This is a genomic window from Pseudomonas sp. PDM20 (assembly GCF_014852575.3).
GTDB lineage: Bacteria > Pseudomonadota > Gammaproteobacteria > Pseudomonadales > Pseudomonadaceae > Pseudomonas.
This window is the reverse complement of sequence record NZ_CM181224.1, coordinates 3,416,620-3,440,218: the sequence shown is the minus strand read 5'-3', so window position 1 is coordinate 3,440,218 and position 23,599 is coordinate 3,416,620. Positions and strand designations below refer to the sequence as shown.

Here is a 23,599-nt window from a genome sequence, read left to right as displayed (position 1 = left end):
AGGGGGCTCCGTGCGGTCACGCCTGGGGTTGTACAGTGCGCGGTGAAGCACCACACCCCTCGTAACGGAGGGGTGTGGTGGTGGCTCAGGGCTTGGCGGCGGCCTGTTGCTGCCTGGCCTTCTCGGCGATCTTCTGGTACACGGCCTGCTGCACCTGGTCGATGGTGAAGCTGGCCGGGCGCTGGCTCGGCGGCCAGTCGACGAAGGTCTGCAGGAACTGCGCGGATTTCATGGTGGCGATGCCCAGCAGGTAGGCGTTCTTCACCAGCCAGTCGCTGTACTGGTCGGAGACGATGTCGGCGGTCTCGTACGGGTCCATGCGCAGGTTGAACAGCTTGGGAATCCGCAGGCAGACGAAGGGCTCGCTCCACACCTCGAAGCCACCAGGCTTGCGCTGTTCGCAGAACACCGCCTTCCAGTCGCCGAAGCGCATGGCCACCAGTTGGCCGTCGTCGTTGAAGTAATAGAACTCGCTGCGCGCGCTCTTCGGGCTCTTGCCGGTCAGGAAGGCGAGCTGGTCGAAGCCGTCCAGGTGGACCTTGTAGCTGGTGCCGCCGGCAACCGGCGCCCAGCCCTTGAGCAGCCTGTCCTTGGCGTCGGGCACGCCGACGGCGGAGAGCAGGGTGGGGAACCAGTCCAGCCCGGAGAACATCCCGTTGGAGACCTGCCCCGCCTCGATGTGCCCCGGCCAGCGGACCATCGCCGGCACGCGGAAGGCGCCCTCGTAGTTGGAGTTCTTCTCGTTGCGGAACGGCGAGGTGGCGGCGTCCGGCCAGGTGAAGCGGTTCGGCCCGTTGTCGGTGGTGTAGATGACGATGGTGTTTTCGGTGAGCTTCAGGTCATCCAGGGTCTTGAGCAGTTTGCCGACGTCGCCGTCGTGCTCGAGCATGCCGTCGGCGTACTCGTTGCCGGGCATGCCGCTCTGGCCCTTCATCGAATCGCGCACGTGGGTATAGAGGTGCATGCGCGTGGTGTTCATCCAGACGAAGAACGGCTTGTCGGCCTTGGCCTGCTTGTCGATGAAGTTGATTGCCGCCTGGGTGGTCTCGTCGTCGATGGTCTCCATGCGCTTCTTGGTCAGCGCGCCGGTGTCCTCGATCTTGCCGTCAGCGTAGGAGTGGATCACCCCGCGCGGGGAGAAGTGCTGGACGAAGGGGTTGCTCGGGTCCTTGGGCCAGTACGGACGCTCGGGCTCTTCCTCGGCGTTGAGGTGGTAGAGATTGCCGAAGAACTCGTCGAAACCATGCTTTGTCGGCAGGTATTCGTCGCGGTCGCCCAGGTGGTTCTTGCCGAACTGGCCGGTGGCGTAGCCCTGGCCCTTGAGCGCCTGGGCCAGGGTGATGTCACGGTCCTGCAGGCCGACCGGCGAGCCCGGCACGCCGACCTTGGTCAGCCCGGTGCGCAGCGAGGCCTGGCCGGTGATGAAGGTCGAGCGCCCGGCGGTGCAGCTGTTCTCCGCGTAGTAGTCGGTGAACAGCATGCCTTCCTTGGCGATACGGTCGATGTTCGGCGTGCGGTAGCCGACCACGCCCTGGGAATAGGCACTGATGTTGGTCTGGCCGATGTCGTCGCCGAAGATCACCAGGATGTTCGGTTTGTCGGCCGCCTGGGCGCCGGCTCCTGCCAGCAGGCCGACGGCCAGGGCGAGCCGCGGCAGCCAGCTGCGTTTGCGGGTCATAGCACGGTTCTCCGTGATGCTTGTTGTTGTGGTTTGCAGGCCCTGGCGCAGGTGGCCGGGCACAGGGCGCCATTGAACGCGGCAAGGGGTGGGGTGCAAATCACCCGTTGGGGTGGTTCGCCGGATGGTCGTGAGCGGGCGATGTCCAGGGGTGTTACGGGGGGTATCGCGGGGTCGGCCCGCCCCAGGGGAAAGGCTCGCGGGAACGCTGCCGGGTAGCGCGGAAAAAAGCCGGGATCACCTGCACGGGTGAGGATGAAAATCACCTGATCGGGCGGTTTTGGCGGGCCTTGCGCACTGCCAGCATGCGCACTCCAACACCTGGACCACCTGGAGTACCGCATGCCAACAATAACAATGCGCGGACACTTTCGACCGCAGGCGCTGGCGCTGGCCATCGCCCTGGCGAGCGCACCCTGCGCACACGCCGTGAACTTCAATATCGGGGAAATCGAAGGCCAGTTCGACTCGTCGCTGTCCCTGGGCATGAGTTGGGCGCTGAACAATCCCGACCCGAATTTCGTCTCCAACTACAACGTGGTCGGCGCCAAGGGCAAGGCCGCCTCACGCACCGCCGACGACGGCCGGCTGAATTTCAGCAAGGGCGACGTATTCTCGAAGATCTTCAAGGGCACCCACGACCTCGAACTCAAGTACGGCGACTCCGGTGCCTTCCTGCGCGGCAAGTACTGGTATGACTTCAAGCTCAAGGACGAGGACCTGCGCTACTACAACATCGACGACCATGGCCGCGACCAGTCGGCCCAGGCCTCGGGCGGCGAACTCCTCGACGCCTTCGTCTACCACAACTACCAGCTGGGCGACCGGCCGGGCAACGTGCGCTTCGGCAAGCAGGTGGTGAGCTGGGGCGAGAGCACCTTCATTCCCAACTCGATCAACTCCATCAACCCGGTGGACGTCTCGGCGCTGCGCCGCCCCGGCGCCGAGGTGAAGGAAGCGCTGGTGCCGATCCAGCTGCTGTACTTCTCCCAGGGCCTCTCCGAGAACGTCACCGCCGAGGCCTTCTACCAGATCAAGTGGGACAAGACGATCACCGAGAACTGCGGCACCTTCTTCTCCGTGGACGCCGTGGCCAAGGGCTGCGACGACCGCCTGGTGATCGCCGGCCCCGACTTCGCGCCCAACGACCCGCGCGCCAACGCCGGCACCATCCTGGATGTCGCCGGCAACCGCGCCAACGCCTACATCCCGCGCACCGACGACCACGAGCCGGGCGACTCAGGGCAGTTCGGCCTGGCCATGCGCTGGTTCCTGCCGGACTTCAATGACACCGAGGTGGGTGCGTACGTGATGAACTATCACAGCCGCAACCCCTTCCTGAGCTTCACCCGCACCACCTACGCCGGCGCCTCCAACGCGCTGACCACCGCCAGCCGCGTGCGTGGTGCGAGTTACTTCGTCGACTACCCCGAAGACATCCGCCTGTATGGCCTGAGCTTCCAGACCAACCTCGGCGGCGTGGCGCTCAACGGCGAGGTCAGCTACCGGCCGAACATGCCGATGCAGATCAATACCGCCGACCTGAACCTCGCGGCGGTCAACCAGGTGGGGCTGGTCAACGGCGTGGCCACCGCGGTGTCGCCGGTATTCGTCGACGGCCAGGCGGTGAATGCGCCGGGCGCAGCCATCGAAGGCTACAAGCGCCTGCCGTTCACCCAGGTACAGGTCACCGCCACGCAGTTCTTCGACCAGGTGCTGGGCGCCGAACGCCTGACCCTGGTGGGCGAGGTCGGCTACGACCACATCAGTGGCATCGGCAGCTCGGTCGGCGATCTGCGCTTCGGCCGCAGCCCGACCTTCGGCGCCGGCGAACTGCTCGACCAGTCGGTGTGCGTGGGCACTGCTGCCGGCACCAAGACCGCCAGCAACCCGCAGCAGGAGTGCAACAACAAGGGCTTCTACACCAGCAGTTCGTGGGGCTACCGCGTGCGTGGCGTGCTCGATTACCCGAACGTCATCGCCGGCATCAACTTCAAGCCGAACATGGCCTGGTCACAGGACATCAACGGCACCGGGCCGAGCTTCGAGGAAGGCGCCAAGGCGATCAGCCTGGGCCTGGATGCCGACTACCAGAACACCTACACGGCGAGCCTGAGTTACACCAACTATTTCGGCGGCGATTACAACACCCTGACTGACCGCGACTACATGTCCGTCAGCGTCGGCGTGAACTTCTGACCCTTCGCCCGCAAGAACTGGAGAGCAGCATGCAAATGATGAGTTTGATGAAGGGCACCATCCTCGGTCTGAGCCTTCTGGCAAGTTCGGTACACGCCGCAGTGTCGGCTGACGAAGCCGCCAAGCTGGGTGCCAGCCTGACGCCGCTGGGTGGCGAGAAGGCCGGTAATGCCGACGGCAGTATCCCGGCCTGGGATGGCGGTTTGAAGCCGGGCGCTGCCAAGGTGGAGAACGGTTTCCTCGGCGATCCCTTCCCGGACGACAAGCCCCTGTTCGTGATCACCGCCGCCACGGCCCAGCAATACAAGGACAAGCTGAGCAATGGCCAGGTGGCCATGTTCAAGCGCTATCCCGACACCTACCGCATTCCGGTTTACACCACCCGCCGCACGGCGGCCAGCCCGCAGACGGTCTATGAAGCCGCCAAGGTCAGTGCGCTGCATACCGAAGAAGTGGACGGCGGCAATGGCCTGGCCAACTTCCAGGGACGCAACTATGCCTTCCCGATTCCGAAGAACGGCGTGGAAGTCGTCTGGAACCACCTGACCCGTTATCGCGGCCCCAATCAGCGGCGCCTCAGCGCCCAGGCAACACCGCAAACCAACGGCTCGTTCACGGCGGTCGAGTTCGAGGAAGACCTGAGCTACCCGCAGCTCCTCAAGGACGCGGATCCGAAACAGACCGAGAACGTCCTGTTCTTCTACAAGCAGCGCGTCACCGCGCCGGCGCGCCTGGCTGGCAACGTGCTGCTGGTCCACGAGACCATCGACCAGGTCAAGGAACCCCGCCTGGCCTGGGTCTACAACGCCGGTCAGCGGCGCGTCCGCCGTGCTCCCCAGGTGGCCTATGACGGCCCCGGCACCGCCGCCGACGGCATGCGCACCTCCGATGACTCGGACATGTACAACGGCGCGCCGGACCGCTACGACTGGAAACTGGTGGGCAAGAAGGAGATGTACATCCCCTACAACAACTACCGGCTGTGGTCGCCCAAGCTCAAGTACACCGACATACTCCAGGCCGGCCACGTCAACCCCGACCTGACCCGCTATGAACTGCACCGGGTGTGGGAAGTAGTCGCGACCCTGAAGCCGAACCAGCGGCACATCTACGCCACGCGTCGTTTCTACTTCGACGAGGACACCTGGCAGGCCGTGGAGTCCGAGGCCTACGACGGTCGCGGCCAGCTGTGGCGCGTTGGCGAAGGCTTCGCGGTGAACGACTACCAGCAAGGCACGGCACTGTACGCGGTGAACGCACTGAACGACCTGATCGCCGGGCGCTACCTGGCCATGGCGATGATCAACGAAGCGCGGCGTGGCATCGACTACAGCGCGCAGCCGAGCATGAGCGACTTCACCCCCGCGGCCCTGCGCAACGCCGGTATCCGCTGATCCGCGCTGCCTGAAACAGCCCGGCGCCGCGACTCTCGTGGCGGCGCCGGGTCAGGGCTAGTCCTGCGGCTAGTCCGAACGACCGATTGTCCCGCCTCGCCCCGCAATGATCTTCTGACACCCCGACGCAGCACGAACTACAACGATAACGGGTGTCGCCATGTCCAGTTTCCCCGCCATTGCCGCCGCTACGCCGGTCGCCCCGCAACTGCCCCGCGAGCCACTGCTGCACGCCCTGCTGGAGTCGCCCCGGCGCCTGAACCTGCTGTGCGCCCCGGCCGGCTACGGCAAGAGCGCACTGGCGCGCGCCGTGCTGGAACGCCTGCCGTCGAGCTGCGCCCGCGTCTGGCTCGACTTCGCCGGGCAGCCCCTGGCGCTGAGCGCCTGCTGCACCCAGATCGCCCGTCAGCTGGGCTTGATCGACAGTGACCCGGCCAGCGTGCAACTGGCCCTGCAATCGCGCCGGCAACCCCTGTGGCTGGTGCTGGACGACTACCCTCAGGCCGCCGACCCCGAGCTCGACGCCTGGCTGCAGCGCCTGCTCGGTCTCGCAGAAGCACCGCTGTATCTGCTGGTGAGCAGCCGCCAGCGCCCGGCCTGGAACCTTTCGCGCCTGCTGCTGGATGAACGCCTCTGTGAGCTGGGCGCCGCGCGTCTCGCGTTCAGCCGTGACGAATGCGACCTGCTGGCGCTGGCGCAGGGCTACGACGCCGACTGCCGCGAGCGCCTGTGGGCCGCGACCCAGGGCTGGTGCGCTGGCGTGCGGCTGGTGCTCAGCGCGCGCGACGGCGTGCACGCGCCGGGGGAGGTGGCTTCCTGGCTGCGTACTTACCTGTCCCAGGAGCTGCTGGGCCGGCTCGACGCCGAGGCCGGCGCGATGCTCTGCGGTCTTGCCTACCTGCCGCGCTTCAACCGGGAAATCTGCGCGAGCCTGTGGGAAGAACAGGGCGGCGTGCTCTTCGACCGCCTGCAACAGGGGCAGGGTTTTTTCCTCGCCCTGGATGCCGAGGCCAGCTGCTTCCGCCTGCCGCCGCTGGTGGCCAAGGCATTGCAGTGTCACCTGCAGGGCCCGGCGCTGACCCGCCTGCGCCTGCGCGCCTGTGGCGTGCTGGGCCAGGCCGGCTGGCTGGACGAAGCCATCGAGATGGCGCTGGAAGCCGGCCAGCCGGAAGTCGCCGCCGGCTACATGGACCGCCTGGACATGGACTGGCTGTTCAGCGGCCGTCACCTCGGCCTGCTGCTGGAGTGGCGCGAGCGGCTGCCAGCGACCCTGCTGGAAAGCACCCCCCGGCTGATCAGCCTGAGCGCCCGTGCGCTGCTGTTCAGCTGGCGCCTGGACGAAGCGCACCAGTGCATCGAGCGCCTGGGCAACTTCCTGCCGCAGCCCCAGGCGCCGCGCAACCGCCGCCTGCTGGCCAACTGGCTGGCGCTGCGCGGTGCGCTGGATGGCATGCACGGCCGCCTCGAACAGGCCCGCGACCACTGCAACGCGGCACTCGAAGACCTGGAAGCGCGCGACTGGCGGTCGACCTTGTTGTGCCTGACCACCCTGGCGCGGCTGGACATGGCCACCGGCTCGCTGCCGCAGGCCCGACGTATTCTCCAGGCTGCGCTGGAGCTGGCGCGACGCCAGGGCTGCCTGGCCAGCGAAGTGCTGATCGACTTTGACCGCGTGCGCCTGTGCCTGCTGGCCGGCGAGCGCGAACAGGCCCGCAGCCTGCTGGACGCCTGCCGCGAGCGGCTGCCGGCCAGCGGCGAGGGGCATGAGCTGCTGCGCGGGCGTCTGACCTTCCTCGATGGCGAACTGCGGTTGCTGCAGGGCGATGCCATGGCTGCTGCGGCCGCGCTGGAAGGCGGGCTGGGCCTGGCGCGTTCCTGCGCCGATCCTTACATCCTCCATGGCCTGCTGGGCCTTGGCGAAGCGGCGTCGCGCAGCGGTGACGCAGCGTCCGCGCAACGCTACTGCGAGGAAGCCGAACGCCGCATGCACTGCTGGAATGTGCAGCCCGATTGCTACCGGCTGTCGTTGGAAAGCCTCAAGTTGCGCCTGCTGGCGCGCCAGGGCCAATGGCTGCGCCTGCACCACGAGGCGACGGTGCTGGACGGGGAGCTGGAGCAGCGCCCGGAACGGGTCGCGCCGCTGCATACGCCGTCACTGCCGCAGCGCGTGCGTTACCTGCTGGCGCTGGCGGAAGCCGGCTGTGGCCGGATCGACGCCGCGCGGGCCCGTCTGCTGCAGTTGCGTGAAGAGTGCCAGGCCCTTGGCTATCAGGCATTGGCGGGCGAGGCCGAACATGCCTTGAACAGCCTGCGGGTCGAGATCGCCCCGGAGCGCCTGCCCAGCCTGTTGCCGACTTCCAGCGGCGAGGCCGAGGACAGCGCCCACGGCCTCACCGCGCGGGAAGTGGCCGTGCTGCGTCTGCTCGCCGAGGGCCTGTCGAACCAGGAGATCGGCAACAGCCTGTTCATCTCGCTCAACACCGTGAAAACCCACGCCAAGAAGATCAACGTCAAGCTCGGCGTGCGCCGGCGCACCCAGGCCATCGTCCGCGCCAAGTCACTGGGGCTGCTCGGTTGAGCCGGCCTCCTGCATGCCGCGCAGCAGGTCCACCAGCGCGCGGGCACAAGCCGGCAGGGCCTCGCGGTCGCGCAGCAGCACGCTGCGTTCGCGTACCACCCAGGGCTCGTCCAGCGGCAGAATTCGCAGATTCATGGTGCGGCTGTGGCGGATGGCGGCGGTCTCCGGAATCACGCCGATGCCGACCCCGGCCTCGACCATCCGGCAGATGGCTTCGAAGCTGGCCACCTGGATACGCAGGTTGAGGTCGCCGCCCATGCGCTCGACCCGTTCGCGCAGGAAGCTCTGCAGGGTGCTGCCTTCATGCAGGGCGATGTGCGGGTAGTCCAGGGTGTCGGCGAGGGTCAGGCGGGGCAGGGCACAAAGCGGGTGGTCGGGCGCTACCGCGAGGACCAGCCGGTCGGTGCTGAAGTGGACGATCTGCAGGCCTTCGGCGCGCACCGGGCCGGCGACTATGCCTAAGTCCGCCGAGCCGTCGAGGATGGCGCGGACGATGTCGCGGTTCAGACGCTCCTGCAGGTCGACGCTGACGCCGGGGCGCTCGGCGAGGAAGTCCGCCAGCAGTTCGGGGAGGAATTCGGTGACCGCCGTGGTGTTGGCGAAGATGCGGATGTGCCCGACCTGGTCGCCGGCCTGGCCGCTGAAGTCGCTTTTCAGGTGGTCCACCTGGCGCAGGATCAGGCGCGCGTGCTGCAGCAGGCGCTGGCCCGCCGGGGTCAGCTCGACGCCACGGTTGTCGCGGTAGAGCAGACGGCAGTCGAGTTGGCCTTCCAGCGCCTTGATCCGTGCGCTGGCGGCGGCCGCCGAGAGATGGGCGCGGCGGGCGCCCTGGGTCAGGCTGGGGGCTTCGGCGATGTGCGCGAAAAGCCGCAGGTCGGCGAGGTCGAAATGCATGGGGCGGTTCTCCGCGAAGCGACCAACAGCGGCGCTAGGCTTGAAGTGTAGAAATGGCGTTAGGCATTGCCTAACGCTGGATTATGAAAATGTGGATTCGACGAACGCAAGCCCTGTTGCATGCTCCGTTCATCAAACCTGCCAAGAGGTCCGCAATGAGCGATTCACCCTACGCCGACTGGATCGGCCGCTCCCAGGAGCGCGAGGAAGAACTGAGTACGCTGCTGGTCCGCCGTCTGGCCGTGACCCTGGCCGAAGACGCCCCGGCCGCCGGCGAGGCGCTGCCGCCGCTGTGGCACTGGATGTTCTTCCAGGATGAAGTGACCGAGCCGGGCCTGGGCGCCGACGGCCATCCGGCGCGGGGCGGCTTCCTGCCTCCGGCCGATGGGCGCAACCGCATGTGGGCCGGTGGCCGCCTGGAGTTCCACGAGCCGCTGCGTGTCGGCGGCGTGGCGAAGCGCACCACCACCATCCTGAATGTCGAGGAAAAGCACGGCCGCACCGGCTCGCTGCTGTTCGTCACCCTGCGCCACGAATTCGCCCAGGACGGCTGCCTGGCGTTCAGCGAGGAGCAGGACATCGTCTACCGCGAGCCCACTCCGCCCAAGCTCACCAGCGGCGATGCACTGCCCGCCGGGGACTGGAGTGAAGCAGTAGAGCCGACGCCGATCCTGCTGTTCCGCTACTCCGCGCTGACCTTCAACGGCCACCGCATCCATTACGACTGGCCCTACGTCACCGAGGCCGAGGGCTACCCCGGCCTGGTGGTGCACGGCCCGCTGATCGGCACCCTGAACCTGCGCGCGTTCTGCCGCGCCAACCCCCAGGCACGTCTGCGCCGCTATGCCTACCGTGGCCTGCGCCCGCTGATCAGCCCCGAACCGTTCGACGTCGGCGGCCGCCTGAGCGGCCCTGGCAAGGCCGAAGTCTGGGCCGGCAACGGCGCCGGTATCGCCCAGCGCGGCGAAGTGGAATTCGACTGACCGCACCGCTTCCGGTGCCTCCAACAAGAAAGACATGAGGTGTTTCGATGACGTCCACCCCCGAAGAACTCCAGGCCATCCGTGACGGCGTGCGCGCCCTGTGCGCGGAGTTCCCCGCCGAGTACTGGCGCAAGATCGACGAAGAGAAAGGCTTCCCCGAGGACTTCGTCCGCGCCATGACCGAAGCCGGCTGGCTCTCGGCGATGATCCCGGAAGAATACGGCGGTTCGGGCCTGGGCCTGGCCGAAGCCTCGGTGATCCTCGAGGAGGTGAACCACTGCGGCGGCAACTCCGGCACCATCCACGGGCAGATGTACAACATGTTCACCCTGCTGCGTAACGGCAGCGCCGAGCAGAAGGCCTACTACCTGCCCAAGCTCGCCAGCGGCGAACTGCGCCTGCAGTCCATGGGCGTCACCGAGCCCACCACCGGCACCGACACCACCAAGATCAAGACCACCGCCGTGCGCCAGGGCGACAAGTACATGATCAACGGCCAGAAGGTGTGGATCTCGCGCATCCAGCATTCCGACCTGATGATCCTGCTGGCCCGCACCACGCCGCTGGCCGAGGTGAAGAAGAAGTCCGAAGGCATGTCGATCTTCCTCGTCGACCTGCGCGAAGCCATCGGCAACGGCCTGACCGTGCAGCCGATTGCCAACATGGTCAACCATGAAACCAACGAGCTGTTCTTCGACAACCTGGAGCTGCCGGCCAGCAGCCTGATCGGCGAGGAAGGCAAGGGCTTCAAGTACATCCTCGACGGCCTCAATGCCGAACGCACGCTGATCGCCGCCGAGTGCATCGGCGACGGCCGCTGGTTCACCGAGAAGTCCGCCCAGTACGCCCGTGACCGCGTGGTGTTCGGCCGCCCGATCGGGCAGAACCAGGGCGTGCAGTTCCCCATCGCCGAGGCGCATATCGAGATCGAGGCTGCCGACCTGATGCGCTGGCGCGCCTGCCAGGAGTACGACAGCGGCAAGAACGCCGGCGCCGCCGCCAACATGGCCAAGTACCTGGCTGCCAAGGCCAGCTGGGAAGCGGCCAACGCCTGCCTGCAGACCCACGGCGGCTTCGGCTTCGCCAACGAGTACGACGTCGAGCGCAAATTCCGCGAGACCCGCCTGTACCAGGTGGCGCCGATCTCCACCAACCTGATCCTGTCCTACGTGGCCGAGCACCTGCTCGAACTGCCGCGCTCCTTCTAAGCCGGGACGAGAAGAACAATGAACAATACCCACGCCCTTGCCGAGTTCCTTGCCGGCCTGCGCTACGAAGACCTGCCCACGTCCGTGGTCGAGTACACCGAGGAGCTGTTCGTCGACTGGCTCGGCTCGGCCCTGGCCAGCCAGAACCGCCACCCGATCCCGCTGTTCCAGCGCTACGCCCAGCGCATGGGCCCGGCCAGCGGCAAGAGCCGCGTGCTGGTGGACGGCAGCTCGACCTCCGCGTACTTCGCCGCGCTGGTCAACGGTGCCAGCTCGCACCTGGTAGAGCAGGACGACCTGCACAACAGCTCCGTGCTGCACCCGGCCACCGTGGTCTTCCCGGCGGCCCTGGCGGCCGCGCAGGAACTGGGCAAGTCCGGCCGCGAACTGATCCTCGCCAGCGTTGCCGGCTATGAGGCGGGCATCCGCATCGGCGAGTTCCTCGGCCGCTCGCACTACCGCATCTTCCACACCACCGCCACGGTCGGCACCCTGGCTGCCGCAGTGGCCGTGGGCATGTTGCTGGGCCTGGACAGCCGGCAGTTCGTCAACTGCCTTGGCAGCGCCGGCACGCAGGCCGCCGGGCTCTGGGAGTTCCTTCGCGACGCCGCTGACTCCAAGCAGCTGCACACTGCGAAAGCCGCCGCTGACGGCCTGCTCGCCGCCTACCTGACGGCCGATGGCCTGACCGGCGCGCAGAACATCCTCGAAGGCGAGCAGGGCATGGCTGCCGGCATGTCCAGCGACGCCGACCCGAGCCGTCTGGTGGACGGCCTGGGTACCCGCTGGGCGCTTTGCGAGACCTCCTACAAGTTCCACGCCTCCTGCCGCCACACCCATCCCGCCGCCGATGCGCTGCTGGGCCTGATGCAGCGTGAAGGGCTCAGCCATGGCGACATCGCCAAGGTCACCACCCGCGTGCACCAGGGTGCCATCGACGTGCTCGGCCGCGTCGTCGTGCCGCAGACGGTGCACCAGGCGAAGTTCTCCATGGGCACCGTACTCGGCCTGATCGCCGTACACGGCAAGGCCGGTCTGGTGGAGTTCGAGGAATTCTCCCTGAGCGATGCCCAGGTCTCGGCCTTCCGCGAGAAGGTCAGCATGCAGCTCGACCCTGAAGTGGACGGCGCCTACCCGCGGCGCTGGCTGGGCCGCGTCGACGTGCTCACCACCGACGGCCGCCAGCTGCACGGCGCCATCGACGAGCCCAAGGGCGACCCGGGCAACGGCCTGAGCCGCGCCGAGCTGGAAGACAAGTTCCGCCGCCTGCTGGCCTTCGCCGGCCAGCGCAGCCAGGCCGAAGCGGATCGCCTGGTGCAGGCCAGCTGGGCACTGCACCAGTTGCCGAGCCTCGACGTCTTCCACTGAGTCTGCTGCGGGCGGCCAGTCCGCCCGATTCTTCCGAAGCAAGCGCGTCGGCCAGCCAGCCGGCGTCTGGAGTTGCCCATGAGTTCGCGTCCCCTCGACGGCATCACCGTCGTCAGCCTGGAACACGCCATCGCCGCGCCGTTCTGCACCCGTCAGCTGGCCGACCTCGGCGCCCGCGTGATCAAGGTCGAGCGCCCCGGCGTCGGCGACTTCGCCCGCGGCTATGACGAGCGCGTGCGCGGCCTGGCCTCGCATTTCGTCTGGACCAACCGCTCCAAGGAAAGCCTGTCCCTGGACCTCAAGCAGGAACCGGCGCAGGCCGTGCTGGAGCAACTGCTGGAAACCGCCGACGTGCTGGTGCAGAACCTCGCGCCGGGCGCCGCCGCGCGCCTGGGGCTGTCGTTCGACGCGCTGCACGAACGCTTCCCGCGCCTGATCGTCTGTGACATTTCCGGCTACGGCGAAGGCGGCCCCTACGAGCAGAAGAAGGCCTATGACCTGCTGATCCAGAGCGAGAGCGGCTTCCTCTCGGTGACCGGCGGGCCCGGCGCCGACGAGATGGCCAAGGCCGGCTGCTCGATTGCCGACATTTCCGCCGGCATGTACGCCTACAGCGGCATCCTCTCCGCGCTGCTGCTGCGTGGCCGCACGGGAGAGGGCAGCCGCGTCGAGGTGTCGATGCTCGAAGGCATGGCCGAGTGGATGGGCTTCCCCATGTACTACGCGTTCGAAGGCCAGTCGCAGCCGCCGCGCGCCGGCGCTGCCCACGCCACCATCTATCCCTACGGGCCGTTCCCCACCGGCGACGGCGGCAGCGTCATGCTCGGCGTACAGAACGAGCGCGAGTGGAAGCTGTTCTGCGAAGTGGTCCTGCAGCGTCCGGAGCTGGCGGTCGATCCGCGTTTCACCGCGACCAGCCTGCGGGTGGCCAACCGCGATGCCCTGCGTGGACTGATCGTCGAAGCCTTTGCCAGCCTTGGCGCCGAACAGGTGGTCGAACGCCTGGAACAGGCGCAGATCGCCAACGCCCACGTCAACGACATGCGTGGCCTGTGGCAACACCCGCAACTCGCCGCCCGCGACCGCTGGCGTGAGATCGACAGCCCGGCCGGCCGCCTGCCGGCGCTTTTGCCGCCGGTGAACAGCAATGCCTACGCGCCGCGCATGGACGCCGTGCCGGCATTAGGTCAGCAGACGGATGACCTGCTGCAGGAACTGGGTTATACCCCCGCTGATATCCAGCGCCTGCACGAGCAGGGCGCGGTATGACCCAGGAGAACCCAATGATTCAGCAAAGCCCGGCGGATTCCATCGTGCGAACCGCGCTGTTCGTTCCCGGCAGCCGCCCGGAGCGTTTCGCCAAGGCCCTGGCCAGCGGCGCCGACGCGGTGATCGTCGACTTCGAGGATGCTGTCGAGGCCTCGCTCAAGGCCCAGGCCCGCGACAATCTGGAAGCCTTCCTCGGCGCCAATCCGGAGGCCCGCGTGCGGGTGCGGGTGAATGCCGCTGGCGATCCGGAACAGGCCGCCGATCTTGAACTCTGCCGGCGCCTGCCGGGCGTCATCGGCATCCTGCTGCCCAAGGCCGAGCGCGCCATGCAGGTGCGTATCGCCGCGTCCTGCGGCAAACCGGTGTGGCCACTGATCGAGAGCGCCCGTGGCCTGCTCGCACTGGGCGAAATCGCTGCCTGCGAGGGTGTGGAACGCCTGACCTTCGGTGGCCTCGACCTGGCGCTGGATATCGGCATGAGCAGTGGCACCCAGGCTGCCTCGGTGGTCTATGACCAGGTGCGCCTGAGCCTGCTGCTGCATTCACGGGTGAACGACCTGCAACCGCCGCTGGACACCGTGTTCCCCGCGTTCGACGACGCCGAAGGCTTCGCCGCGACCATCCGCCATGGCCGCGACCTCGGTCTGCTCGGCGCGCTCTGTATTCATCCGAAGCAGGTCGGTGTCGCCCATGCGGCGCTGGCCCCGAGCGCGGACGAGCTGGATTGGGCGCAGCGGGTGGTGGCTGCCGCGCAGAGCGGCGCGGCGGCCTTCCAGGTCGACGGGCAGATGGTCGATGCGCCGGTGCTGGGCCGCGCCCGGCGGTTGCTGGCCAGCGCTGGCGACTGATTTCCAGTGTTTCCTGTAGGAGCGGGCCATGCCCGCGATCGCGCGCATGGCCCGCTCCTACAGGTCAGCTCCGCGCTTGCGCTTCCCCCTCACCCCAGCCCTCTCCCTGAGGGAGAGGGAGCAGATCGTGCCGGCTGACACTTGGGTTTCACCCTGTGCCGAACGGTCCCCTCTCCCCTTGGGAGAGGGTTAGGGTGAGGGGTAATCCGAGCGAAGAAGTTTTTGGACAGAACCCTGGCAGTGCGCCATGCATGTTCAATCCAGCAATCCCCGCGCCCGCGCAATCGCCACGGCCTCGGTGCGCCCCTGGGCGCCGAGCTTGGCGTTGATGTTGCGCAGGTGGGATTTCACGGTGAACTCGGAGAGGAACATCTTCTCGGCGATCACCTTGTTCCGGTGCCCGGCTGCCAGCAGGCGGATCACCTGGATCTCGCGGGTGGTCAGGCCTTCGCCGGCAGCGCCGGGTACCTGGCCGTTGCTCGGCGTCTCGCCATGGCCGACGAAGCGCTGCAGCAGGGTGGTGAGGAAGCGCGGCTCGATGCCCAGCGCCCGCGACTGCGCCTGATGCGGAACCGCCCAGCGTTGCAGCAGGCCACCCAGGCGCGGGCCCTCGTCGAGGAAGGTGCGCATGAAGCCTTCATGACTGGCGAAGCGCAGCGCCTCGCTGAGTGCCTCGAAGGACTCCTCGGTTCGCTCCAGGGCACTGAGCGCGAGGGCATGCAGCAGGCGCAGCTTGAGTTCGCGGCGATGGTGCTGGCGGGTGTTGGCCTCGGCCATGGCTTCGCGCAGCTCGCGCTCGGTGTCCTCGCAGTCGCCCTGGGCGATGCGCAGGCGGAAGCGGGCGATGCTCGGGGTGTCCACGTCGTTGCCATGCAGCAGGATGCCCGGCCGCTCCCAGTCACCATGCAGCTCGGCATAGCGCAGGGATTGGCGGGCCGATTCCAGTCGATTCTCCAGGGTGGCCGCGCGTGCACGCTCCAGCCAGGCCGAGCAGATCACCCGTGCCGAGCCGGACTGCTGGCCGATCTGTTCCAGGTCCGCCAGCAGGCGCAGCCAGGCGTCGCGATCGCCCTTGAGCAGGGCGACGCGGGCCAGCAGGACATGGCAGGAAATCAGTGAATCCGGCGGGCTGCTTTCCTTGGCGTGGGGCAGCACTTCGCCCAGCAGCTGCTCCACCTCGTCCAGCGCGTCGGTTTCGTAGAGTGCGATGGACAGCGTGATCTCCAGCGACGGCCGCCCGGCGAGAATCTTCTCAGCGCCGCCCGTGGTTTGCGTCGGGAAGGCCGCCTGCAGGCGCGCCACGGCATTGCCCAAACGCCCCTGGATCATGTCCAGCGCGCCCTCCAGGCAACTGGCGACGCTGCCCATGGACTGGGTGCGGCTCTGCGAGCAGCGCAGGATCGCCCGCGACAGCAGGCGCCGCGCCTCTTCGTAGCGTCCAGTGGAGACCAGGCTGTAGCCCAGGCAGTTGGCGATCACGCCGTACTGGAACTGTTCGTCATCGGGGATGCGCTGGATGTGCGCCAGGCCCGCTTCGCAGCAGGCTTCCACCTGGTCGGTGAGGGCGAACAGCAGGCAGCGGATGGTTTCCGCTTCCAGCGCCAGCGGTTGCTCGCCGTCCTCGGTGGCGCCACGGATCAGCGCGATGCTGGCCAACGCGTCGGTGTAGCGGCGGTGCAGGGCGAGGGTCCAGGAATAGCCCAGGCAGAGGTTGGGATAGCGCTGCAGGGTCTGCGGCGGAATCTGGTCCAGCCAGCGCAGCAGCAGGCGCGAACGGCCCACGTCCATGAATTCGCCGACATGCCGCGTCAGGTGCAGCGCGGCCTCGTCGCGGGCGCCGGCCTGCAGCAGGTGGTCGATGGCCGGCACCGGGCGCTGCTCGGCCAGGTACCACTGCGCCGCCAGCTGGTGCAGCCGTGCGGCATGGCCGGGGTAGGAGCGCTGCAGTGCGTCGCGCAGGTAGCTGGCGAACAGGCTGTGGTAGCGGAACCACTGGTGTTCGCTGTCCAGGGGGAAGAGGAACAGGTTGGCGCGTTCCAGGTAGGCGAGCATTTCCTGGCCGTCCTGCCCGCCGGTGACGGCGTTGCACAGCGGCACGCAGAGCTGGTCGAGCACGCTGGTGAGCAGGAGGAACTGCCGGCAGGCCTCGCTCTGCCGCGCGAGGATGTCCTCGGTCAGGTACTCGGCCAGCTCCAGGTTGCTGCCGGAGAAGCTGGAGACGAAGGCTGCGTGGTCGTTGCGCCCCTGCAGCGACAGGCTGGCGAGGTAGATGGCGGTGATCCAGCCCTCGGTACAGCGGTAGAGGGTGGCGATCTCGGCGTCACGCAGCGGCAGTTCGCGCTTGTCGCGGATGAAGCGCGTCGCCTCGTCGAGGGAGAAGCGCAGCGCGCCGGGGTTGAACTCCAGCAGCTGGCCACGGGCACGGATGCGCCCCAGGCCGATGTCCGGTGTCGAGCGCGAGGCCAGCACCAGTACGCCGCAGGGCGGCAGGGTGTCGATCAGCTGCTGGACGAAGTTGAGCACCGCCGGGTTGTGGATCGCCTCGAATTCGTCCAGCAGCAGGGCGAAGGGGCGAGTGCGGTCGGAGAGCTCTTCCAGCAGCGTCTGCATCTGCTGGGACAGGCCCTGCGGCTCGCCGGTCGGCGTGGCGTCGAGTTGGCGCAGGCCGTTGGCGAGGTGGGCGACGAAGCGTTGCAGGTCGTTGTCCGCGGCATCCAGGTTGAGCCAGAGCACCTGGCGCTCCTGGGCCAGGCAGCGCTCGCGGTACTGCTGCAGGAGGGTCGTCTTGCCGAAGCCGGCGGCGGCGCGGATCAGGATCAGCCGCGCGCTGGACTGCTCCATCTGCTCCAGCAGGTGCTGGCGGGGCAGATGGCTGGCGGAGACGGACGGCGTGGCGAACTTGCTCGACAGGATGCGCAGGGGCGCGGTCCCGGTGGCAGAGGCGGCGGAAAACTGGGCAGACATGGCAACTCCGCTGGCCGGTCGTGTGGCTGCGCTGGGCGCGCCGCCGGCTCAATTGTTTTTCTATGTCGCGGCATCTTGCCACGGCCGGCGGCGGGATCGCAGTCGTCCATTCGAACTACTCGACAGTTTGAGGCACGCCAGAGCCCCGAAATTCGGCCCGAGCGGACTAGTCCGTGATTCGTCCGTTCGATCCATTGTTGCCCGCTGGCCCGTCGCTAGGCTGGGGAGCTGCCGGATATCCCGGCGCTTGCACAGCCAGACAGGAGCGATGCGATGGCGGGCCCGCTGACGGGATTGAAGGTAATCGAGATGGTCGGCCTGGGGCCGGCGCCGTTCTGCGCCATGCTGCTGGCTGACATGGGCGCCGAAGTGATCCGCGTGCAACGCCCCGGCCAGGCGCTGGGCGAGCGGGCGCGCTTCGACGTGCTCGGCCGTGGCCGCCGCGCCGTCGCCCTGGACCTGCGCCAGAGCGAAGGGGTGGAAACCCTGCTGCAACTGGTGGAAGGCGCCGACGCGCTGATCGAAGGCTTCCGCCCCGGTGTGATGGAACGCCTGGGCCTGGGGCCGGAGCAATGCCTGCAGCGCAACCCGAAGCTGGTGTTCGGCCGCATGACCGGCTGGGGCCAGAGCGGCCCGCTGGCCCAGGCAGCCGGCCACGACATCAACTACATCGCCCTGGCCGGCGCGCTGCACGCCATCGGCCGACCCGGCGAGAAGCCGGTGGTGCCGCACAACTACATCGGCGACTTCGGTGGCGGCGGCATGTTGCTGGGCTTCGGTGTGCTCTGCGCGCTGCTGGAGGCGCAGCGTTCCGGCAAGGGACAGGTCGTCGATGCGGCCATGACCGACGGCACCGCGCTGCTCTCGGCGATGATGTACGGCTTCCGCGCGGGCGGCCGCCTGAGCGACGAGCGCGGCGCCAACCTGCTCGACGGCGGCGCGCATTTCTACGACACCTACGCCTGCGCCGACGGCCGCTTCATCGCCCTGGGCGCCATCGAACCGCAGTTCTACGCCGAGCTGCTGCAGCGCTGCGGCATCGACGACCCGCAGTTCCAGCAGCAGATGGACCCGCGCCAGTGGCCGCAGCTCAAGGCCAAGCTCACCGCGCTGTTCCTGCAGCGCAGCCGTGCCCAGTGGTGCGAGCTGCTCGAAGGCAGCGACGCCTGCTTCGCCCCGGTGCTGGACTGGGCCGAGGCCGCGCAGCACCCGCACAACCGCGAACGCGGCACCTACCTCGAACTCGACGGCGTACTCCAGCCTGCGCCGGCGCCGCGCTTCAGCCGCACACCCGCCGCGACGCCGACGCAGGCTGCGGGCGAACCGCAGAGCGAAGCGGTGCTGCGCGACTGGGGACTGAGTGACGAACGCATCGCCGACCTGCAGCAGGCCGGCGTCATCTGAACCCCGCAGCGACGGGGGCCAACAGCACAACAACAAGAAAGGTGAACCGATGGAACGCTTGTACGAGTACATAGTGGTAGGCGCCGGCTCGGCCGGTTGCGCAGTGGCCGGGCGGCTGGCCGATGCCGGCTGCAAGGTGGCGCTGCTGGAAACCGGCGGCCACGACCACCACGGCAAGGTCACGGTGCCGGTGGGCCTGGTGCTGACCATTCCGCGCAAGGGCGACTACAACTACGCCTACGAAAGCACCGCGCAGCCGAGCCTGGCGGGTCGCGCCAGCTACCTGCCGCGCGGTCGCGGGCTGGGCGGCAGCTCCTCGATCAACGGCATGCTCTACCTGCGCGGTACGCCTTCGGATTACGACGGCTGGGCCGCTGCCGGCTGTGAAGGCTGGAGCTGGAAAGAGGTGCTGCCGTACTTCAAACGCGCCGAGAACAACGAGCGCGCTGCCGGCAAGGACGACGCACTGCACGGCGGCAGCGGCCCGCTGCACGTCACCGACCCGCGTTCGCCGTGCTCCTGGGCGCGCCACTTCATCGAGGCGGCGGCCAGCGCCGGCCACGCCTACAACCACGACTTCAACGGGCCGCAGCAGGAGGGCGTGGGTTACTTCCAGGTCACCCAGTTCAACGGCGAGCGCTGGAACGCCGCGCGGGCCTATCTGCACCGTGGCAATGCCGGCGATGAGACGCACAATGGCGGGCGCTCGAATCTGCAGGTGCTGACCGGCAGCCGCGCGCTGCGCATCCTGTTCCAGGGCAAGCGTGCCACCGGCGTGCTGGTGGAACGTGACGGCCAGGAAGTGGCGCTGCATGCCTCGCGGGAAGTGATCGTCTGCGCCGGCAGCCTGGTGTCGCCGCAACTGCTGATGGTTTCCGGCATCGGCCCGGCCGCGCACCTGCGGCAGCTGGGCATCGCGCCGCTGCACGACGCGCCCGAGGTCGGGCAGAACCTGCAGGAACACCCGGACCTGATCCTGCACAAGCGCATCTTCAGCACCGACCTGTTCGGTGTGACCGTGCGTGGCGCGCTGAGCTACCTGGGGCAATGGCGCAAGTACAAGCGCGAGCGCGGCGGCCTGTTCACCCGCACCTTCACCGAGGCCGGGGCCTTCCTCAAGACCGATCCGGCGCTGGCCGACCCGGACATCCAGCTGCACTTCGTGATGTCCTCGGGCGACAACCACGGGCGCACCTTCCACTACGGCAGCGGCTACTCGGTGCACGTCTGCGTGCTGCGCCCGCACAGCCGCGGACAGATTCGCCTGCACAGCGCCGACATGCGCGACGACCCGCTGATCGAGCTGAACCTGCTGCAGGACGAGCGCGACATGGCGACCATGCTCAAGGGCGTGAAGCTGGTGCATCAGATCCTCGAACAGCCGGTGCTCACGCGCTTCGGCGGCAAGCCGCTGTTCCATGGCCACCTGAAATTCGACGGCAGCGACGACGAAGCGGTGAAACAGATGATCCGCGAGCACTGCGACAACGTTTACCACCCGGTGGGCAGTTGCCGGATGGGCGGCGACGAGCAGTCGGTGGTCGATCCGCAGCTGCGCGTGCGCGGCGTCCAGGGCCTGCGCGTGGCGGACGCCTCGGTGATCCCGCTGCAGGTAGGCGGCAACACCAATGCGCCGACCATCATGGTCGGCGAGAAGTGCGCCGATCTGCTGCTGGCCGAGCGCAATGACGCCCAGCCGGGCCGCGCGGCCTCGCTGGGGGAACTGCAGACCAGTTGATACCGAGTTGTACGGGGGGGAAGGGCCGGGCGGCTTCGGGCGCCCGGCCCTTTTTTATTGCCTGCAGATCACCTGTAGGGCGCATAACGCCTACGGCGTTATCCGCCAGCGCGGCGGATAACCCGTTCCGGGTTATGCGCCCTACGGTCCTGCCGGCGATCCCGTTCTAGTCCATTCGAACCACCCGCCAAACCACCGCAGCTTCATCCCTTCGACCGACGCCGCGCCCAACGCCCCTCCCTAGTATCGAACTCACAAGAACAACATCGATTGGAGACCTGCCATGTACCTGACCCAAGGCCTGCAACGCATGCTGCAGCAGGACCCGGACCACGTCGCGACCATCTTCCGCGGCCGCACGCGGACCTTCCGCGAGCAGGGCGAGCGCGTCTCGCGCCTGGCCGCGGCCCTGCAATCGCTGGGCATGCGCAACGGCGACCGGGTCGGCATGCTGGCCCTGAACTCGGACCGCTACCTGGAATACATGCTGGCCACCTGGTGGGGCGGCGGCGTGCTCAACCCGGTGAACATCCGCTGGAGCGTGCCGGAGATCGTCTACTCGCTGGACGACTGCCAGACCGAAATCCTGCTGATCGACGACCACTTCCTGCACCTGGCCGAAGGCATCCGCGCCGGCGCCAGGAGCGCCCCGGTGCTGATCCATGTCGGTGACGGCGCCGCGCCCGAAGGCATGCATTCCTTCGAGGGCCTGATCGCCAGCCACGAGCCCATCGAAGACGCCCTGCGCGGCGGCAACGACCTCGCCTCGATCATGTACACCGGCGGCACCACCGGCCTGCCCAAGGGCGTGATGCAGTCGCACCTGAACCTCTGGTCCTCCGCCGTGGCGCGGATGGCCGAGTTCCCCGCCGAGGACGACTCGCGCACCCTGCACGCCGCGCCGATGTTCCACACCGCCGCCATGGCGCGCTGCCTGAGCCAGGTGATCGGTGGCTACGTCAACGTGTTCATCCCGATGTTCGATCCGCTGGAAGTGCTGCAGACCATCGAGCGCGAGCGCATCAACGAGATGCTGCTGGTGCCGACCATGCTGCAGGCGGTGATCAACCACCCGGACTTCGAGCGCCACGACCTGTCCTGCCTCAAGCGCATGGCCTACGGCGCCTCGCCGATTTCCCTGCCGGTGCTGGAGCAGGCCCTGGCGAAGTTTCCCGGCATCGCCTTCATGCAGGCCTACGGCATGACCGAAACCTCGCCGGTGATCTCGGTGAGCCCGGACTGGACCCACCAGGCCGAGGGCATCGCCAGCGGCCTGGTACGCAGCGCCGGGCGCGGCGGCTTCGGCGGCCTGGTGAAGATCGTCGACGAGGAGGGCAACGAAGTCCCCCGTGGCGTGGTGGGCGAGATCATCGTCTGCGGCCCCAACGTCATGCTCGGCTACTGGAACCGCCCGGAAGAGACCGCCAAGACCCTGCGCAACGGCTGGCTGCATACCGGCGACGGCGCCTACATGGACGAGCGTGGCTTCCTGTTCATCGTCGACCGCCTCAAGGACATGATCGTCACCGGCGGCGAGAACGTGTACTCCGCCGAGGTCGAGAACGTGGTGGCCCGCCACCCGTCCGTGCAGAGCTGCGCGGTGATCGGCATTCCCCACGAGCGCTGGGGCGAAGCGGTGCACGCGGTGGTGGTGCTGCACGCCGGCAGCGACGTCTGCTCCGACGACATCCGCGCCCACTGCGCCCAGCACATCGCCGGCTACAAGTGCCCGAAATCCGTCGAGTTCGTTGCCGCTCTGCCGCTCTCGGCGGCCGGCAAGGTGCTCAAGCGCGACCTGCGCGCTCCCTACTGGAAAGACCAGAACCGCGCCGTCAACTGACGGCGCGCGACACGCCCATCCCCAAGGAGAAACACATGAGCAATAAAGTAGTGGTGGCCGGGGTCGGCATGATCCCCTTCACCAAGCCGGGCCAGAGCGACGAGTACCACATCATGGGCGCGAATGCGGCCAAGGCCGCACTGGCCGACGCCGGTATCGACTATGCGCTGGTGCAGCAGGCCTACGTGGGCTACGTCTACGGCGACTCCACCTGCGGCCAGGCCGCGGTCTATGGCGTCGGCCTGACCGGCATCCCGGTGGTCAACGTCAACAACAACTGCGCCACTGGCTCCACTGCGCTGTTCCTGGCGCGCCAGGCCGTGGAAAGCGGCGCCGTGGAATGCGCCATCGCCCTGGGCTTCGAGCAGATGGTCCCCGGCGCGCTGAAGGGCGCCTACACCGACCGTACCGGCCCGATGGACCGCTTCGCCAAGACCATGACCCAGGTGCAGGGCTTCGACGAGGCCGCGCCGCGCGCCGCGCAGTTCTTCGGCGGCGCCGGGCGCGCCTACATGAAGGAATACGGCATCAGCCGCGAAGTCTTCGCCCGCATCCGCGTCAAGGCCAGCCAGCACGCCGCGCGCAACCCGCTGGCGGTGTTCCGCAACGTGGTCAGCGTCGACGAAGTGATGGCCTCGCCGATGATCTTCGACCCGCTGACCCGCCTGCAGTGCTGCCCGCCGACCTGCGGCGCGGCCGCCGCCATCGTCTGCACCGAGGCTTTCGCGAAGAAGCACGGCCTGCGCACCGACGTGGTGATCGCCGCCCAGGCCATGACCACCGACCGCAACAGCACCTTCGACGAAGGCGACATGCGCAAGGTCGTCGGCTACGACATGACCCGCAACGCCGCCAACATCGTGTACGAGAAGGCCGGTGTCGGTCCGCAGGACATCCAGGTGGTCGAGCTGCACGACTGCTTCACCGCCAACGAACTGATCACCTACGAAGGCCTGATGCTGACCCCCGAGGGCACCGCCGAGAAATTCATCCTCGACGGCGACAACACCTACGGCGGCCGCATCGTCACCAACCCCTCCGGCGGCCTGCTCTCCAAGGGCCACCCGCTGGGCGCCACCGGCCTGGCCCAGTGCTTCGAGCTGACCCGCCAGCTGCGCGGTACCGCCGATGCCACCCAGGTGGAAGGCGCGCGCTTCGCCCTGCAGCACAACCTGGGCCTGGGCGGCGCCTGCGTCGTCACCCTGTTCCAGCGCCAGTGACCGGGGAGCCGCGA

The 23,599-nt window shown here is 67.9% G+C and carries 15 protein-coding genes; 12 read left to right on the top strand and 3 right to left on the bottom strand.

Annotated elements, in window-relative coordinates:
- Positions 1 to 85 precede the first annotated feature (85 nt).
- Complete coding sequence (locus tag IB261_RS15695; protein ID WP_192382534.1) at positions 86 to 1,678, bottom strand: arylsulfatase; 1,593 nt, start codon at positions 1,676 to 1,678, stop codon at positions 86 to 88.
- Between the two features lie 342 nt (positions 1,679 to 2,020).
- On the opposite strand from IB261_RS15695, the gene IB261_RS15690 reads away from it, so the two are divergent.
- The 3 genes from IB261_RS15690 (at position 2,021) to IB261_RS15680 (ending at position 7,849) form a co-directional block, all read left to right on the top strand.
- Positions 2,021 to 3,877 (top strand): DUF1302 domain-containing protein, encoded by a 1,857-nt coding sequence (locus IB261_RS15690; protein WP_168190544.1) that lies wholly within the window; start codon positions 2,021 to 2,023, stop codon positions 3,875 to 3,877.
- A 29-nt stretch (positions 3,878 to 3,906) separates the two neighbouring features.
- Positions 3,907 to 5,271, top strand: a complete 1,365-nt coding sequence (locus IB261_RS15685) for a DUF1329 domain-containing protein (RefSeq protein ID WP_151187178.1) — start codon at positions 3,907 to 3,909, stop codon at positions 5,269 to 5,271.
- 160 nt (positions 5,272 to 5,431) lie between these two features.
- A complete protein-coding gene (locus tag IB261_RS15680) occupies positions 5,432 to 7,849 on the top strand; it encodes a helix-turn-helix transcriptional regulator (RefSeq protein WP_225606062.1) in 2,418 nt (805 codons plus the stop codon).
- Here the strand turns inward: IB261_RS15680 and IB261_RS15675 are convergent.
- The gene (locus IB261_RS15675; RefSeq protein ID WP_081520379.1) at positions 7,829 to 8,743 is read right to left on the bottom strand and encodes a LysR family transcriptional regulator; all 915 of its coding nucleotides are present in this window, start codon (positions 8,741 to 8,743) and stop codon (positions 7,829 to 7,831) included. The two genes, IB261_RS15680 and IB261_RS15675, sit on opposite strands and share 21 nt — an antisense overlap.
- Positions 8,744 to 8,898: 155 nt before the next feature.
- Here IB261_RS15675 and IB261_RS15670 point away from each other — a divergent pair, with 155 nt between their 5' ends.
- The 5 genes from IB261_RS15670 to IB261_RS15650 all read left to right on the top strand — a co-directional run bounded on the left by IB261_RS15670 (position 8,899) and on the right by IB261_RS15650 (position 14,419).
- Entirely contained in the window at positions 8,899 to 9,726 is an 828-nt protein-coding gene (locus tag IB261_RS15670; protein WP_192382533.1) for an HTD2 family dehydratase, read from the top strand.
- A gap of 47 nt (positions 9,727 to 9,773) precedes the next feature.
- Positions 9,774 to 10,934, top strand: a complete 1,161-nt coding sequence (locus IB261_RS15665; protein ID WP_192210994.1) for an acyl-CoA dehydrogenase family protein — start codon at positions 9,774 to 9,776, stop codon at positions 10,932 to 10,934.
- Positions 10,935 to 10,952: 18 nt separating this feature from the next.
- Positions 10,953 to 12,302, top strand: a complete 1,350-nt coding sequence (locus tag IB261_RS15660; RefSeq protein ID WP_192382532.1) for an MmgE/PrpD family protein — start codon at positions 10,953 to 10,955, stop codon at positions 12,300 to 12,302.
- A gap of 78 nt (positions 12,303 to 12,380) precedes the next feature.
- A complete protein-coding gene (locus tag IB261_RS15655; RefSeq protein ID WP_192382531.1) occupies positions 12,381 to 13,571 on the top strand; it encodes a CaiB/BaiF CoA transferase family protein in 1,191 nt (396 codons plus the stop codon).
- 14 nt (positions 13,572 to 13,585) lie between these two features.
- Positions 13,586 to 14,419, top strand: a complete 834-nt coding sequence (locus IB261_RS15650) for an HpcH/HpaI aldolase/citrate lyase family protein (RefSeq protein WP_192382530.1) — start codon at positions 13,586 to 13,588, stop codon at positions 14,417 to 14,419.
- Between the two features lie 255 nt (positions 14,420 to 14,674).
- On the opposite strand, the gene IB261_RS15645 is transcribed toward IB261_RS15650, so the two are convergent.
- Positions 14,675 to 17,383 carry a winged helix-turn-helix domain-containing protein gene (locus IB261_RS15645; protein WP_081520373.1) on the bottom strand — a complete coding sequence of 903 codons (2,709 nt, stop codon included), beginning with the start codon at positions 17,381 to 17,383 and terminating at the stop codon, positions 14,675 to 14,677.
- Positions 17,384 to 17,656: 273 nt separating this feature from the next.
- Here IB261_RS15645 and IB261_RS15640 point away from each other — a divergent pair, with 273 nt between their 5' ends.
- The 4 genes from IB261_RS15640 to IB261_RS15625 all read left to right on the top strand — a co-directional run bounded on the left by IB261_RS15640 (position 17,657) and on the right by IB261_RS15625 (position 23,585).
- Positions 17,657 to 18,787, top strand: a complete 1,131-nt coding sequence (locus tag IB261_RS15640; protein WP_192382529.1) for a CaiB/BaiF CoA transferase family protein — start codon at positions 17,657 to 17,659, stop codon at positions 18,785 to 18,787.
- A gap of 49 nt (positions 18,788 to 18,836) precedes the next feature.
- Positions 18,837 to 20,525, top strand: a complete 1,689-nt coding sequence (locus tag IB261_RS15635; RefSeq protein ID WP_192382528.1) for a GMC family oxidoreductase — start codon at positions 18,837 to 18,839, stop codon at positions 20,523 to 20,525.
- A gap of 283 nt (positions 20,526 to 20,808) precedes the next feature.
- A complete protein-coding gene (locus IB261_RS15630; RefSeq protein WP_151187173.1) occupies positions 20,809 to 22,365 on the top strand; it encodes an acyl-CoA synthetase in 1,557 nt (518 codons plus the stop codon).
- A 35-nt stretch (positions 22,366 to 22,400) separates the two neighbouring features.
- Positions 22,401 to 23,585, top strand: a complete 1,185-nt coding sequence (locus IB261_RS15625; protein ID WP_192295993.1) for a lipid-transfer protein — start codon at positions 22,401 to 22,403, stop codon at positions 23,583 to 23,585.
- Positions 23,586 to 23,599: the final 14 nt, after the last annotated feature.

Bases quoted from the DNA above. Each gene is read 5' to 3' on its own strand.
- IB261_RS15695 (WP_192382534.1), bottom strand. From the start codon at position 1,678: ATGACCCGCAAACGCAGCTGGCTGCCGCGGCTCGCCCTGGCCGTCGGC.
- IB261_RS15690 (WP_168190544.1), top strand. From the start codon at position 2,021: ATGCCAACAATAACAATGCGCGGACACTTTCGACCGCAGGCGCTGGCG.
- IB261_RS15685 (WP_151187178.1), top strand. From the start codon at position 3,907: ATGCAAATGATGAGTTTGATGAAGGGCACCATCCTCGGTCTGAGCCTT.
- IB261_RS15680 (WP_225606062.1), top strand. From the start codon at position 5,432: ATGTCCAGTTTCCCCGCCATTGCCGCCGCTACGCCGGTCGCCCCGCAA.
- IB261_RS15675 (WP_081520379.1), bottom strand. From the start codon at position 8,743: ATGCATTTCGACCTCGCCGACCTGCGGCTTTTCGCGCACATCGCCGAA.
- IB261_RS15670 (WP_192382533.1), top strand. From the start codon at position 8,899: ATGAGCGATTCACCCTACGCCGACTGGATCGGCCGCTCCCAGGAGCGC.
- IB261_RS15665 (WP_192210994.1), top strand. From the start codon at position 9,774: ATGACGTCCACCCCCGAAGAACTCCAGGCCATCCGTGACGGCGTGCGC.
- IB261_RS15660 (WP_192382532.1), top strand. From the start codon at position 10,953: ATGAACAATACCCACGCCCTTGCCGAGTTCCTTGCCGGCCTGCGCTAC.
- IB261_RS15655 (WP_192382531.1), top strand. From the start codon at position 12,381: ATGAGTTCGCGTCCCCTCGACGGCATCACCGTCGTCAGCCTGGAACAC.
- IB261_RS15650 (WP_192382530.1), top strand. From the start codon at position 13,586: ATGATTCAGCAAAGCCCGGCGGATTCCATCGTGCGAACCGCGCTGTTC.
- IB261_RS15645 (WP_081520373.1), bottom strand. From the start codon at position 17,383: ATGTCTGCCCAGTTTTCCGCCGCCTCTGCCACCGGGACCGCGCCCCTG.
- IB261_RS15640 (WP_192382529.1), top strand. From the start codon at position 17,657: ATGGCGGGCCCGCTGACGGGATTGAAGGTAATCGAGATGGTCGGCCTG.
- IB261_RS15635 (WP_192382528.1), top strand. From the start codon at position 18,837: ATGGAACGCTTGTACGAGTACATAGTGGTAGGCGCCGGCTCGGCCGGT.
- IB261_RS15630 (WP_151187173.1), top strand. From the start codon at position 20,809: ATGTACCTGACCCAAGGCCTGCAACGCATGCTGCAGCAGGACCCGGAC.
- IB261_RS15625 (WP_192295993.1), top strand. From the start codon at position 22,401: ATGAGCAATAAAGTAGTGGTGGCCGGGGTCGGCATGATCCCCTTCACC.